10 protein-coding genes are annotated in these 14,270 nt (G+C 43.5%); 2 read left to right on the top strand and 8 right to left on the bottom strand.

Features of this window, described 5'->3' with window-relative positions:
- Positions 1–44 precede the first annotated feature (44 nt).
- Together DP923_RS10540 and DP923_RS10535 are read right to left on the bottom strand one after the other, a co-directional pair.
- A complete protein-coding gene (locus tag DP923_RS10540) occupies positions 45–2,300 on the bottom strand; it encodes a sodium-translocating pyrophosphatase (RefSeq protein ID WP_112305819.1) in 2,256 nt (751 codons plus the stop codon).
- 271 nt (positions 2,301–2,571) lie between these two features.
- A complete protein-coding gene (locus tag DP923_RS10535) occupies positions 2,572–3,486 on the bottom strand; it encodes a M20/M25/M40 family metallo-hydrolase (protein WP_112305818.1) in 915 nt (304 codons plus the stop codon).
- A gap of 111 nt (positions 3,487–3,597) precedes the next feature.
- On the opposite strand from DP923_RS10535, the gene DP923_RS10530 reads away from it, so the two are divergent.
- On the top strand, positions 3,598–4,845 hold the full coding sequence (locus DP923_RS10530) for a tetratricopeptide repeat protein (protein WP_112305817.1): 1,248 nt from the start codon (positions 3,598–3,600) through the stop codon (positions 4,843–4,845).
- Here the strand turns inward: DP923_RS10530 and DP923_RS10525 are convergent.
- Genes DP923_RS10525 through DP923_RS10515 form a run of 3 tightly spaced genes read right to left on the bottom strand, consistent with a single transcriptional unit; the run spans position 4,842 to position 8,303 of the window.
- Entirely contained in the window at positions 4,842–5,906 is a 1,065-nt protein-coding gene (locus DP923_RS10525; protein WP_112305816.1) for a glycosyltransferase, read from the bottom strand. The two genes, DP923_RS10530 and DP923_RS10525, sit on opposite strands and share 4 nt — an antisense overlap.
- A complete protein-coding gene (locus tag DP923_RS10520) occupies positions 5,903–7,117 on the bottom strand; it encodes a glycosyltransferase family 4 protein (RefSeq protein ID WP_165838177.1) in 1,215 nt (404 codons plus the stop codon). The genes DP923_RS10525 and DP923_RS10520 overlap by 4 nt, the downstream gene beginning before the upstream one ends.
- A 1-nt stretch (position 7,118) precedes the next feature.
- Positions 7,119–8,303 (bottom strand): glycosyltransferase family 4 protein, encoded by a 1,185-nt coding sequence (locus tag DP923_RS10515; RefSeq protein WP_112305814.1) that lies wholly within the window; start codon positions 8,301–8,303, stop codon positions 7,119–7,121.
- A 37-nt stretch (positions 8,304–8,340) separates the two neighbouring features.
- Between DP923_RS10515 and DP923_RS10510 the strand changes: the two genes are divergently transcribed.
- Positions 8,341–9,585 (top strand): alpha-2,8-polysialyltransferase family protein, encoded by a 1,245-nt coding sequence (locus DP923_RS10510; RefSeq protein WP_112305813.1) that lies wholly within the window; start codon positions 8,341–8,343, stop codon positions 9,583–9,585.
- 40 nt (positions 9,586–9,625) lie between these two features.
- Here the strand turns inward: DP923_RS10510 and DP923_RS10505 are convergent, their stop codons facing one another.
- From DP923_RS10505 to asnB, 3 genes are all read right to left on the bottom strand, one after another.
- A complete protein-coding gene (locus DP923_RS10505; RefSeq protein ID WP_112305812.1) occupies positions 9,626–10,597 on the bottom strand; it encodes a UDP-glucuronic acid decarboxylase family protein in 972 nt (323 codons plus the stop codon).
- A gap of 144 nt (positions 10,598–10,741) precedes the next feature.
- Positions 10,742–12,088 carry a UDP-glucose dehydrogenase family protein gene (locus DP923_RS10500; protein WP_112305811.1) on the bottom strand — a complete coding sequence of 449 codons (1,347 nt, stop codon included), beginning with the start codon at positions 12,086–12,088 and terminating at the stop codon, positions 10,742–10,744.
- An 85-nt stretch (positions 12,089–12,173) separates the two neighbouring features.
- On the bottom strand, positions 12,174–14,084 hold the full coding sequence (gene asnB / locus DP923_RS10495; protein ID WP_112305810.1) for an asparagine synthase (glutamine-hydrolyzing): 1,911 nt from the start codon (positions 14,082–14,084) through the stop codon (positions 12,174–12,176).
- Positions 14,085–14,270 lie beyond the last annotated feature (186 nt).

Genomic DNA, 14,270 nt, shown 5'->3' with positions numbered 1-14,270 from the left:
CTGCTTATACTTTGAAAGTATGGTTTATACTTTTGCTACAAGGTTTATTTTGCAGCTACACCACTGATGGTTACTGTATTGGCACTTGTATTATGTCCCAACGGAGTAGCTTGCTGCTCTATCTTATTAATTCTTTCCAGATCGAGGGGTGCTTCCAGAATGGCCGGACTTTGCTCTACGGCAATGTGCGGCGCAATTACTAGCGATACAATCGACATCAGCTTGATGAGGATGTTCATACTTGGGCCGGAGGTATCTTTGAACGGATCGCCTACGGTATCGCCGGTTACAGACGCTTTGTGCGCATCCGAGCCTTTGTACTCCATCACGCCGTTGATCATCACCCCTTTTTCAAATGATTTTTTTGCGTTATCCCAGGCGCCACCGGCGTTCGACTGGAACATCGCCATCAGCACACCGGATACCGTAACGCCAGCCAGCAAGCCACCCAGAATCTCAGCCGAAGAAGTATCCTCGAACACATTCCTGAAGCCGAAACCAATGATAATCGGTACGATAAGCGCAATGGCGCCCGGCAGCATCATTTCGCGGATAGCGGCTTCTGTCGAGATCGCCACACACTTTTCATATTCTGGTTTGCCTGTACCCTCCATTATACCCGGAATTTCGCGGAACTGGCGGCGTACTTCATGCACCATCGCCATGGCCGCCCGGCCTACTGCCGAAATAGCCAGTGCTGAGAAGATGAACGGAATCATAGCCCCGATAAATAAGCCTGCCAGTACAGGCGCTTTGTACAGATCTATACTTGAGATACCGGCAATACCCACAAACGCAGCAAACAGAGCCAAAGAAGTAAGGGCCGCAGAAGCGATGGCAAAGCCTTTTCCGGTTGCAGCTGTTGTGTTTCCTACGGCATCCAGAATATCGGTACGCTCGCGCACTTCTTTCGGTAACTCGCTCATTTCGGCAATACCGCCGGCGTTGTCGGCAATTGGTCCAAACGCGTCAATGGCAAGCTGCATGGCTGTTGTAGCCATCATACCGGCTGCAGCAATGGCCACGCCATATAAGCCTGCAGCGGCATAAGAAAGCACAATACCGGCGGCCAGCACGATGATCGGAAGAACAGTGGAGTGCATGCCCACCGCCAGACCGGCAATAATGTTGGTGGCATGACCCGTAGAAGATTGCTGGATGATAGAATTAACAGGCTTTTTGCCCATAGCCGTGTAGTATTCGGTAATAATGCCCATCAAAGCACCCACAACCAACCCTACAATTACGGCCAGAAAAACCCCGTTCGCTGTGAAACCGAAGTTACGCAGGTGCAGGTTTTCAGGTAAAAGATAGTGGATGGCAAAGTATGAACCGATGGCCGTTAAGATAACTGAAACCCAGTTGCCACGGTTAAGCGCCGCCTGTACGTTGCCGTTCTCGTTACTGATCCGGACAAAGAACATTCCTATCAAAGAGAAAACAATACCTAAGCCGGCGATCAGCATCGGAAGTATAATCGGGGAAAGCCCTCCGAAGTTATCTTCTACCACTACTTCTCTTCCTAAAACCATAGTAGCCAGTATAGTAGCCACATAAGACCCAAATAAATCGGCACCCATACCGGCCACGTCACCCACGTTATCGCCTACGTTATCGGCAATGGTAGCAGGGTTACGCGGGTCATCTTCCGGAATACCGGCCTCAACTTTTCCTACCAGGTCGGCGCCTACGTCGGCTGCTTTGGTATAAATACCGCCACCCACACGGGCAAACAAAGCGATACTTTCAGCGCCCAGCGAGAAACCGGTGAGTACCTCCAGCGCTACTTCCATTTCGTGGCCATTGATATCGCCGCCCGTATGCTGCACGAAAATGTAGTAGAACACAATAAACAGCGAACCCAGGCCAAGTACAGCCAGCCCGGCTACGCCCATGCCCATTACAGAGCCACCGGCAAAAGAGACACTCAGTGCTTTAGGTAAGCTTGTTTTAGCTGCTTCGGCGGTACGCACATTTGCTTTGGTGGCGATGCGCATGCCTATAAAACCAGCCAGCGCCGACAAACAGGCACCGATAATAAAAGCAACCACGATTAACGGATGGGAGTTATCGCCGGTATAGCCGAGGTAAGCTAGAAACAGAGAAGCGATCAGCACAAAGTATAGCATCACTTTATACTCTGCTTTCAGGAAGGCCATAGCGCCATCTGCTATGTAACGCGCTATCTCGCTCATGCGCTCGTTGCCTGACGGTTGTTTTGTTACCCATCCGGCCCTTATAAAAGTATAAATCAGGGCTGCGAGCCCAAACCCAGGAATTGCGTAAAGAATTGATTCCATATAAGCGTGTGTTAAGGTGAAATTACATCGTGTAGGTATACATACTTGTATTAAATAAAAGCCAATATATTGGTTTTTGCAAATATCTCAACACAAAGAAACAAATGAATAAGCACTGCTATTTAATTACATATTAGCATGTTACAACATTAATCCCTTTAAAACTCATACCTCTTGTCCAATTGCCTTAAGACTACAAAAAAAGCCGGCTGTTTTACAGAGCCGGCTTTTTTTGTTTAACTAAAATCTAAGCCCTTTCGGGCGCAAATAATTACAATTTCTGCATCAACACTCTATAAAGCGCTACCATACTTTCGATGTCCTTTTTATGTACGATCTCGTTTGGGGTATGCACATGATCTTCGGGAGCGCCAATAAAGCACCAATCCCAGGGGTAAGCGCTGTGCTGTAATTCTTTGGCATCGCTTCCGCCGGCATCCTCTACCTCCAGTTGGTAGGCTATATTAGCTTCTTTTGCAATCTGAACAATGCGTTGCACATACGAGCGGCGCGGAATTAAACTATCCCGCAGCGAAATAGCAACGCCCTTGCCTGCCTGTACACCTTCGGTAACCCAGGTTATATCGGAGATAAGGCCTTGCTTTACGCCATAAGTTTCATAAATATACTTGGCCAGGTACGCCACGGAGCCTCCCCCATGCTCTTCCCAGCAGCTAAAGGCAATAATACCATTTTCGAGCGTTTCGGCTACCTGCAGGGCACTCCAGATGCCAAGCCGGTTATCGAGGTAGCACGACTGTACCGTATCTGCTGTTTCCCTGAAATCACATTTAAAAACAAGCTCGGTGCCGCGCTCTATTTCGCGTTCAAATTCGTAGCTAAGCTCGTGTTCTTCTTCGTTATAGCTTAGTGTGCATTCAATTTCTCCCTGTTCATCCCGGCCAACTAAAGTATAGCCTGTTTTTACATCCGGCCCGCCTATTTTTACCAACTGATTTCCATACCTTACCATGAACCCGATCGAATCCATGTGGGCAAAAATTGCACTTCGGGGTTTACCGAACACCAGCAGGATACAATCCTGAAAAGCCTCTCCGTGTATTACTTCAGGTTGCACCTTCCAGTGTGCTTTATGGGCATCTACATAGGTTAAAAGGAATTCTTTGAGTTTTTTTTCGTTACCCGACGGGGCATGTAGCTGGCAGAGTTGCTGAAGCAGTTTCATACTTTATTTTTGTTTCATGGAATTCAAATTTAGTATAATTGTTGTACTTTTAATACAACGGCTTCTTTCAAGGTTAAAAAGTTAGTCTGGCATCGAATTTTCCTATTTTAAATGAAGAAATTTTTAATTTTCATTTTCAGTTTAGCACTGCCTGTTTTAGGTATCGCTCAAAATCAGCTTCAGCGCGCCGATACAACAGCGATGCGCAATGTTACTGTTGAGTCGATTGAGGTATTGCCGACTGCATCCAGAATTAAAGGCATGCTGCTGCTGAACACAGATGTGCAGTATGAACTGGAAGGCGCCGTGGATAACATGTATAACTTTAAATATGCAACTGCCGAGAAGCAGTTTAAATCGATACGCCGCCGCTACCCGGAGCACCCGCTCCCATACTTTTTAATGGGTTTAAGCCAGTGGTGGAAAATTGTACCGACCAATATCCAGACAAAAAAGTATGACGACCTCTTCTTTGCTTACATGGACTCTACCGTTCAGAAAGCAGAAGCGATGTATGATAAGAATGAGAAAGATGTAGAAGCCGCTTTCTTTTTAGCAGCTGCCTATGGTTTTGAAGGTCGGTTGCACTCCGAGCGCAGCAACTGGCGTAAAGCTACTTTTGCCAGCAAAAAAGCACTTGAGTTTATGGAGAAAGCTAAAGCCGGTAACGGGCTTAGCCCTGAGTTTTTATTCGGGGAGTCGCTTTTTAACTACTACTCTATCTGGATAAACGAAAACTACCCGATGCTGCGCCCTGTGCTGGCTTTTTTCCCGAGCGGCGATAAGCGACTGGGTATAAAACAGCTGAGCTATGTAGCAAATAATGGTTTTTATACGGGCACCGAGGCCAAGTTCTTTTTGATGAAGATCCAGTCTAACGACGAAAAGAACATGGAACAGGCGCTGAAGATATCGCAATCATTAGCCACCAAGTATCCGGACAATGCTTATTTCCAGCGCTACTACGCCAGGTTACTTTTTGTACAGGGCCATTTTACTGCGGCTGAGCGTGTATCGCTTAACATTTTAGCTAAACTGGACCAAAACATGCCGGGCTACGAAGCCATCAGCGGACGCTATGCTTCTTACATCCTGGCTTACATAAACCAGAATAAATACCGCGATTTCGATAAAGCAAAAGGCTATTACCAGAATGCTATTATGTATGCCGAAATGACGGATGAGCGTGATTCGGGCTACTTTGTGAATTCTTACCTGAACTTAGGGCGGATGGCAAATCAGCAGAAAGATATTGCTGCTGCAAAAAAATATTACACTGTAGTATTAAAAGCCAGCGAAAAGAAATCCGGTAGCTACAAAGAAGCCAAGGATTACCTGAAAGCAAATAAAAAACGCTAACGAAATAAACGAAGAAACACTTCCTGCTGCGCTGCCACAGAAAAGTTCGTCTCTATAAATTTCTGTGCTGCCCTGCCCATTTTGATGCGCAGGGCAGTATTGTTTAGCAGCTCTTCCAAGCTGTTATACCAGTCCTGATCGGATTTACATGTATAACCCGTAACTCCACTCCTAACGGCAACCTGGTTTGCTCCAACCGCCGATACAACTGCCGGAATCCCTAAAGCCATATACTGAATCGCTTTAAAAGCACATTTTCCTCTTGTCCATTCCGTATCCGGCAACGGCATCACGCCAATGTTCATTTCCAGCAGATCAGTAATTTCGGTTGCTTCGCTCCATACTTTATACTCCAGCGATTTTACGTGGATATCCGGCGCACGGTCGGCAATCACCAGAAAATCGAAACTATACTTCTGTTCGAGCTCCTGCAAAACAGGCTCTATTAATTTCAAGTATGGCAAGGTAGAGTGCGAGCCGATCCAGCCAATTACCAATTTCTCTGTATCCTGCTTTTTTAAAGTATGATAACGTTTTTGCGTATCAACTACGGTGGGCAAGTATAAACTTTGGTCGTTGTAGGTCTTCGCGAAATCAAGAATGTAATGGTTGCCACAGCTAATTTTGTAGCTCCATTTACAGATCGCTGCTACTTTTTCCGGCCATTTTAACTTTGTTGCCAGTTCATTATGTGTGGTGGTATTTTCAAGCCAGATCGCATCGTCAAAATCATAGATCAGCTTTTTCCGGAAGACTTTGCTTACCATCCATTCAAACCAGGGAGGCCCGAGGGGCATGGCTTCGCGGTGAATGAAAACAGAATCATACTTCCCAAGTTGTGGCAGCAGCCATACTCTTTTCAGAAAGCCTTTGAGCAAGCCTATTATTTTATGTACTGTATGGCCGGGTGTATAAAGTATAGCCCACGTGGCATTATCCCAAAAAGGGGAAATTTTATACCCTATACTTTGCTTTTGCAGAATTGGCAACCATTGCTCTACCCTGTATCGCTGCGAAGCCGCTTTGCCTGTTGGATAAGGCACTACAAACAATACTTTCACGCCTGCTTGTTGTTTAACTTCTTAAAGAAATAACTGTACGCCTCCTTTATTTTATCAGGAGATCTATACTTGGCGGCCAGCTTCGGTATTTCCTGCCTATGTACTGGATCACCAAGTATGGATTTTATTTTAGCTATTGCATTTTCTAAACTTCCTTCCTTCTCAAGATTAAAAGTGGCGCCACCTCCTTCGTTTTGGATAATATCACTGTCATCTCCCACGCCCTCGGTTAAAAGCACCGGCAAGCCATTTGCCCAGTACTCGCCTATTTTTACAGGGGAAAGGTACTTTTTAGAAGAGCCGGGTTTGTAGGTTGCGAAAGCAAAATCGGCTGCTGAAAGGTAAGCTGCTACTTGGTGGTGCTGCACTGAAGCAATATGTACATGCGCCATATCCAATGTATGCTTTTGTAATTGCTGGTGTATCTCCTGCTGTGGATGAGGCGCAAGTATAAGCAATCTGAAACCGGGAATCAGTTCGAAACATCTTATGTAGATATAAAATGCTTCGTTATCATAATACAAGCCTCCAAATTTGCCTACATAGATACCAATAGTAGCGCTTTCCCAACTTAATTGCCGCCGTATTTCTATCCTTCTTTGTAGATCATATTTAAATAGTTCAGGTTCTACAGAACAAGGCACTACAAAAATTCTTTCAGCAGCAATGCCTTCACTTACTAACTCCTGCTTATAACCTTCTGCCACTGGCATTAGGCCAAAGGCATTCTTTTTCTGAAGATTTTCCCAATGCTTTTGAAATTTATACTTCAAGCCATAATGTTTCCATACTTTGGACTCCAGCATATAAGCAGCGTGGGGCTCGAAAAGCGAAACTATATACGGAACTTGTGATTCCTTCCCTAATTTATGTACCATAGCACCTGCCTGACTGCTATGCCCAATTATTAAATTAACCTGATACCGATTTAAAATTTTTACTAGTTTATTCTGCTTAATTGTAAAATCTTTAATTTTAGAAAAGTAACCGGTGGTAGAATACAAAGGCACGTGCTGCACTTTTGATTGTTCAGTTAAAGTAGTGCGCAACTTTACATGCTCCCGCTCAATTGTAATAAGTATAATTTTATTAACCTCTTTTGAAGATTCCAGTACATCCAGTACAGGCAACACAGTTGAAGTAGTAAGTCCATCATCCAACCCCCAATAACATATAAACAAAATACACCGCTCCATTTTATTCTGCTTCACACTAATTAATTACCTGAACTAGCTGCGCCATATGGTGCTCAAAAGAGATTTTTTTTGCTACCTGCAATGCTGCTTTTTCTAACTCAATAAGGTGATTAGACCGGTTATCATAAATAAACTGAAGCTTCTCCAAACAGTCATCTGTATTACCTGCTTTAAACATGAATCCATTTTGGCCATGTGCTATAATTTCCCTGAAAGGTTTAATATCAGAAGTCAGAACAATTGCTTTCGTTTGCATAGCTTCTAATGCTACAAGTGGCAAGCCTTCAAAAAAAGATGGAAGTACTACTGTGTCTGCTTTATTCATCCAATCCAATAATTCCGTATTTGGCACGGAACCCAAGAGATTAACATACTCAACGAGATTAAAGGCCTTAACTTTTTTCTCCAGCATCTGTCTTTGCTCACCATCACCAATTACCAGAATTTGAATGTTATTGGGTGTAAGCTTTCTCTGCTCTACGAAGAGCTTTAGCACATCCATAAAAAATAACTGTCCTTTGCTCTGTTCAATCCTACCTGGTATTACTATTACATAAGCCCCATCCGCTATGTGTATACCCTTACTGCAATTCAAACCTTGAGCTTGGTTGTTTAGAGTGGGTAATGCATTGTAAATAACTTTAGAGGAAGGATGTCTGAATAAATGAAGCCCTATATCCTCCTGTACGGCCTCAGAAACAAATATATGATCAGCATCATAAAGTTGACCCAATATCTGATTTATCTTATTTATAGCTGTTCTTCTTATTGAGTTAAGCGGGAATTGTGCATACTGTGTAATATGAAAATACTGTACAAGCTTAAAATTAAAGTTTGTAAGCTGTAGCCTTAATTTTACTAATCGCATTACAAAATGTGAATAGGGGGCATGTGCTACAACCACACTTATTTCATGTCGCTTTAAAAACTTTATAATTGGTCCTATCAGTTGGAAAGAGGTAAATAAATTTCTGACAGATAAATAAGCCTCTTTTTGTTTTAACACTAATAGTTGGCTACTAGAAAAATGTACTTTCATATCTTCCAGCACGTTTTGAGAACTATCAGAAAGTACAACCATAACGACAGTATAATCTCTACCTCTTAAAGCCTTTACCTGACTTAAAACTAGCTTGGATATACCTTCACGCGCAATAGCAGGCACCACAATTGCAATTACATTGTTATTTACTACTGCCATTATGCTAAATTTATAACTTGGTTATTCAGACTTTACAATGCCTTCCAAGCCGAAAATACTCTTTATTGGTGATTATTGCAGAACTGATTATGTATCCCTGCTAAAGGATGCAAAAAATGATATTTACCTGTATTTTCTTTTTTATACTTCTCCAAAAGAAGAAACAAATCATGGTTATCAGGCATATGGGCAAGCCATATATTGGAAGAATTTTAAAGACGTATTCGCCTTACTCCATCAGATACGCCCCCACAAAGTAGTATTTCTATACATTGAATCTTATAACCATGTTATCCTGAATCTGGCTTGCAGACAGCTTAATATACCTACTTATTTATTAGAACATGGCTTAAGGGCTGACTACGTATTTGGGTTTGATGCTAATATTAGCCCAGCATCGAAAAAAAACTTTATAGCTAAAATTAAGACCTACTATAAGCTTACACATAATTTTATAGCGCGCATTAAATCCCGCTTATTTTTGCTTAATAGTATAAAGTTATTGCCTCCTGAAGATAAGGCCTTTGCTAAGCACTTCATTAAAATAAGAAGCAAACATAATTACTTAGATACATTCAGAAGTATAACATCTGAAAAACGTCTAGCGGAAAATTATATTGGTTTTAGTTCTAAAATATATGACGCATTTGTTACGCATGAGGCTCCTTATTTTAGTAAAAAAGCAACTTTTATCGGTATACCTTATTTCGACGCTCTGGCTAAACAAAATCCTGCACAGCAAATCAAAATTATACTGTTTATTGACCAGCCCTTAGCAGAGCACAGTTTACTGCAATGGAACAACGAGATTAAGAAAACTTTTAATACTGATCTTTCTGATCTTTGCCAGAAGCACAATTATCAGCTTTATGTAAAGCTTCATCCAAAACAAGAAACAGCGGGTTGGGAAGAGCTACAAAACCAGAGAAAATGCTTAATTATTAACGAGGAAACACTAATAAACCTTGCACCAAGTATACCAATCGTTATTGGGTTTTATTCAACCTACTTAATGCCCTTTGCTGCTTTCCCGCATACTACTGTAATTACATATGTAAAGCATCCGGCAGGAAATTTTCCTGTTTCAGCGCCCTTTGTAGATGCCGGTGTGGCTCATCCTATATATGAGCTGGAAGAACTCAAAACTATACTTCCGAATATAGAAGCACTTCATCGGCAACAAGTACTCAACAAAGCAAAATTTACAGAAGAGTGGATGTATAAATTTGACGGGAAAGCCGGCGAGCGCCTTCGGGATATCTTACTGAGCGATGACTTATAAAACAAAACCCAGTCATTTCTGACCGGGCTTTGTTTTAATTTTATTTAAAGTTCAAGTTCTCTTTCGGAGCAACCGGCACTTTTTCTTTAAAGTACTCTAAAGTTCTTTTCAGACCTTCAGCACGGTCTACTTTTGGTTCCCAGCCCAGTATTTCCTGTGCTTTGGCAATATCAGGGCGGCGCATCTGCGGGTCGTCTTTTGGTAGCGGTTGGTACTCCAGCTTCAACTCAACACCAGTTAGTTTACAGATCTCCTCAGCAAACTCTTTGATCGTAATTTCAGATGGATTGCCCACATTTACTGGCAATGCATAGTCACTCAGCAACAGGCGGTAAATGCCTTCCACCAGGTCATCCACATAACAGAAAGAACGTGTCTGGCTGCCATCTCCAAATATACTTAAAGGTTCACCGCGCAGGGCCTGGCTCAGGAAAGCAGGCAATACACGACCATCGTTCAGGCGCATGCGTGGGCCATAGGTGTTAAAGATACGCACAATGCGGGTTTCAAGGCCGTGGTGCATATGGTAAGCCATGGTCATCGCTTCCTGGAAACGCTTGGCTTCATCGTAGCAACCACGCGGGCCAACCGGGTTTACATTACCCCAATAGTCTTCCGGCTGAGGGTGTATTTGCGGGTCACCGTATACTTCGGAAGTTGAAGCGATCAGCATGCGGGCATTTTTTGCTTTTGCCAGGCCTAACAGGTTGTGCGTACCCAAAGAGCCAACTTTAAGCGTCTGGATCGGAATCTTAAGGTAATCTATCGGGCTTGCCGGCGAGGCAAAGTGCAAAATATAATCCAGGTGGCCGGGCACGTGCACGAACTTGGAAACATCATGGTGATAGAACTCAAAATTGGGCAGCTTAAACAAATGCTCAATGTTCTCCAGATTTCCGGTAATCAAGTTATCCATGGCAATAACATGGTAGCCTTCCTTTATGAATCTGTCGCATAAGTGAGAACCCAGAAAACCGGCTCCTCCTGTAATTAAAACGCGTTTCTTCACCATTCTATAACTATTCTAAAGTATAAATTTCACCAACTCCATACTACGCAAAATGCCCTTGCTGTAGTTTTTCTCAAAGTTAAGAAAAAAACACAACAAGGGCTATTTACAAGTATAAGCTGTAGGCCTATACTTTTTGTATTTTAATTAGATAGCTTCGTTTACCTGGGCTACCTGCTGCTTTAAACCGATACCGTAGTAAGTAAAGCCTTTATCCTGCATATCTGCTGCATCGTAAATGTTACGGCCATCAAAGATCACTTTCTCTTTCAGCAGTTTGCTTACTACTGTAAAGTTAGGCGATCTGAACTCAGGCCACTCAGTTACCAGTAACAAAGCATCTGCATCAATCAAAGTTTCATACTCATCTTTGCCATACTCAATTGTATCGCCCAACGTATGGCTTGCCTCTTTCATGGCTACCGGGTCGTAAGCGCGAACTTTAGCACCTTTTGCCAATAATTTTTCGATGATAACCAACGATGGTGCTTCACGCATATCGTCTGTTTTCGGCTTGAAAGAAAGTCCCCAGATCGCAAACGTTTTGCCAGCCAGGTCGCCGTTAAAGTGGTTGTTGATCTTATTGAAAAGAACCGATTTCTGGTTTTCGTTTACTTCTTCCACAGACTTTAATACGCGCATATCATAGCCATTTTCGTGTGCCGTTTTGATAAGCGCTTTCACGTCTTTCGGGAAGCAAGATCCGCCGTAGCCAATACCCGGGTAAATAAATTTGTTACCGATACGGGCATCAGAACCAATACCTTTACGCACCATGTTCACATCGGCACCCATAATTTCGCATAGGTTGGCAATGTCGTTCATGAAGCTGATTTTAGTAGCCAGCATCGCGTTTGCAGCATACTTGGTCATTTCAGCAGATGGGATATCCATGAAAATAAGCGGGTGGCCGTTCATCAAGAATGGCTTGTACAGCTTCGACATTACTTCTTCTGCTCTTTTAGAAGAAACGCCAACTACAATACGATCCGGCTTCAGGAAGTCATCAATAGCAGCACCTTCTTTCAGGAACTCAGGGTTAGAGGCTACATCAAATGCAATGTTTACACCACGTGCTTCCAGCTCCTGCTCAATAGCTTCACGTACTTTTTTTGCTGTACCAACCGGTACTGTACTTTTAGTAACTACAACGATATAATCCGTCATGTTCTGGCCGATAGCTCTTGCTACTGCTAAAACATACTTCAGATCTGCGCTGCCGTCTTCTCCCGGAGGTGTTCCTACCGCAATAAAGGCAACATCACTGCCCTGAATACTGGTACCCAGATCTGTGGAGAAAGAAAGGCGCTCTTTTTGTGCATTGCGCACTACCATTTCTTCCAGGCCTGGCTCGTAAATTGGCAGAATGCCGTTTTTCAGATTTTCGATCTTTTTCTGATCGATGTCAATACAAGTTACATCGATACCTACTTCGGCGAAACAAGTTCCCGTTACCAAGCCTACATACCCAGTACCAACTACAGCTATTCTCATAATGTGTTTATTTTTGATTTACAAATTTATGTTTTAAAACAGACAAGTGTCTTAATTTTTTCAGAACTATACTTTGTGTTATGCTCTATGTTAATTTTATGTTATTCTTCCACCAGAACTGAAAAACAAGCAGACTCCATACTTTGGTTTGCACGTTTGCCGCTGCTCCGGATTCAAAGGTTTTCCGTAACTGTTTCACCTCTTTCTGATCAAATATCCCTTGGTCAGCGATAAAAGTATCGGACAGAAACTCCTGTATTAATGCAGCGCCTTCCTTTTTCAGAAACGATAACAGCGGAATTTCGAAGCCTTTCTTCTCTCTGCTATACAATTCCGGGGGCAACATCGTTCTAAAAGTATCTTTCAGCAGCTTTTTCTGGTGCGAGCCATCTATCTTAGACGCAGCAGGCAGCGAAAATGCGAACTTCACGAGCCGGTGATCCAGGTAGGGACTTCTTATTTCCAGGCCGTTTGCCATTCCCATTGTGTCTGTTTTGTGCAGCATATCATTAGCCAGCACCAGTTCCCAGTCGGCACACAGTACGTTATTAAAACTTATAAGGTTACTACGGAAGCTCATTAATAATCTGTTTTTTCTGGCAACATATAATTTGTTAAAAACAGTGGCGCGTCTATCACTCCGGAATAGTGCTAAAGCCTCCTGCTCTGTTTGCCAGCCAGCCCAAAACCAATACCGTTCTTCAGGCGACAGATTTGCTCCGGCGGCAAAACGCTGCAGCTGCCGCACTGTGTTGGAGAAGCGATCGTTTCTGGATTTTGGAAGCATAGACCACAGGCTTTTCAGACTCTTTACCGCTTTTACATCCAGGCCGCCCGTTAGTACTTTATACTCTGCGCGGTGTTTGTTGTAGCCTGCAAAAAGTTCGTCAGCGCCATCACCGGATAAAACAGTTTTCATACTTGCCCCAACCTGCCTGCTAAGTGCATACACGGCCAGCGCCGACGAATCTGCAAAGGGCTCGCTCTGGCTGTTCAGCATACTATATAAGTGCTGGCCCAGCTCATGGTTGGTAAAAAGCACTTCCGTATGGTCGGTTTTATACTTTGTGGACACTAAACGGGCAAAAGCAGTTTCATCGAAGTATGGCTGGTCCGGAAACCCAACCGAAAAGGTTTTTAAAGACGGATTCTGCCGGGCTGCCAATGCCACCACAATAGAAGAATCGAGGCCACCACTCAGCAAAGCGCCAACCGGTACATCAGCCACCATCCGGTCGGTAACGGCTTGCTCCAGTAATTGCTTTAACTTAAGTTGCTGCTGTTTGTAAGGCATCGGGTTACTTTCGGCTTTTGCAGCATCATAAGGCAACCTGTACCAGACCGTTTGCTGCACTTTGTTATTTTTGATGTAGAGCGAATGGCCGGGTAACAGCTTTTTAACGCCTTTCAGCATGGTAGCTGGCGCAGGCACGTAGGTTAGCTGCAGGTACTGGAACAGCGAAGTATAATCTATTTCACGGGGAACATCTAAAGCGAAAAGTGCCGCCAGCTCGGAACCAAAAATAAATTTATCGGCATCTTTATAGTATACCAGCGGCTTCTCGCCAAAACGGTCGCGGGCCAGAAACAGGCTTCCGTCAAACGTATCGTAAATGGCGAAGGCAAAAAAACCGTGCAGCTTTTTCAAGCAATCCTGCCCTTTTTGTTTGTAGAGCTCCAGCAAAACTTCAGAATCCGAATCGGTACGAAAGGTTACGCCCGTATGCTGCAATTTTGTGCGTAGCGCTTTGTAATTAAATATCTCGCCATTAAAAACAAGCACGTAACGGCGGCTACTATCTATAAACGGCTGATTAGCCTCCGTTTGCGGAGAAATAATGGAAAGCCTGCGGTGCGCCAGCCCAATGTTGTTGTGCCGGTAAAAGCCTTCGGCATCGGGGCCACGGTGGCTCAGGGCAGCCGCAGCCGCCTGCAGCTGGCTAATGGCCAGCCTTCCCTGCTCTGTAAATGCTATAACACCGGTTAATCCACACATATGTAGCACAAAGTTATACTTTATACTTTAGGAATGATGCCGCTGAAGAAAGTATAGCAAGCTGTAAAGTATAACAAATTCTATAATCTAGAAATCAACATCTTATACTTTAATCTGCCTTAACTTTATACTTTGCTGCGTTTATACTTTCGTTTTATCTTAACATGGGCTGTAGCTGCTGGCTTG

Source organism: Pontibacter arcticus, from assembly GCF_003284895.1.
In the GTDB taxonomy this organism is placed as follows: Bacteria; Bacteroidota; Bacteroidia; order Cytophagales; family Hymenobacteraceae; genus Pontibacter; species Pontibacter arcticus.
Note: the sequence above shows the minus strand (reverse complement) of the source record. Positions and strands in the feature narration are given on the sequence as shown.